Source organism: Chromobacterium sp. ASV23 (genome assembly GCF_016428945.1).
GTDB classification, from domain to species: Bacteria; Pseudomonadota; Gammaproteobacteria; order Burkholderiales; family Chromobacteriaceae; genus Chromobacterium; species Chromobacterium sinusclupearum.
In genome coordinates, this window is the sequence record NZ_JAELTR010000162.1 from 1 (window position 1) to 546 (window position 546).

The window sequence follows — 546 nt, forward strand, 5'->3', positions numbered from 1 at the left end:
AATTGGCCTGGCAGGTGTAACCCTGCAATGCGGTAGTAATGGCGGCTTTGAACGCGCTGCGATAACGCGGCGGAATGTCGCCGCTGAAATTGAAGCTGGCGTCGCCGCTGTATTTGCCGCTGGCGCCCACGCTGAACACCACGTTCACCACGCCCTGGATTTCGTCTTCCTGGGCCTTGGACGGGTATTCCGGCGATTCCAGATGGCTGCAGTTGGCCTTGGCGGACACCGGGCCTTTGGGCGCTTCCACTGCCGGCGCCGGCGTCGGCGCTGGTTGCGGCGTCGGATCGGCCGTCACCGACTGGATCGCGTTCTGCGATTGCACCATCGGCGGCGGATTGACCACTGGCGGCACATAGGCCTGCGGTTTCGGCGCTGTCGGCTGCTGCACCACTTTTTCGATCTTCGGCGGCGGCGGAGGCGGTGGCGGCGGCGGTTCGCTGATCACCGACACTTCCACCTTCTGCTGGATCACCTTCACCACGCCCTGGGCCAAGCCGGTCACCAGCGCGTAGATCAGCACGGCGTGGAATATGATCACCCCGG

At 64.5% G+C, this 546-nt stretch carries 1 protein-coding gene; it reads right to left on the bottom strand.

The window, feature by feature from the left end:
* A partial coding sequence (locus JHD59_RS22075) for a hypothetical protein (RefSeq protein WP_199155847.1) occupies window positions 1–546 on the bottom strand: 546 nt, incomplete at both ends.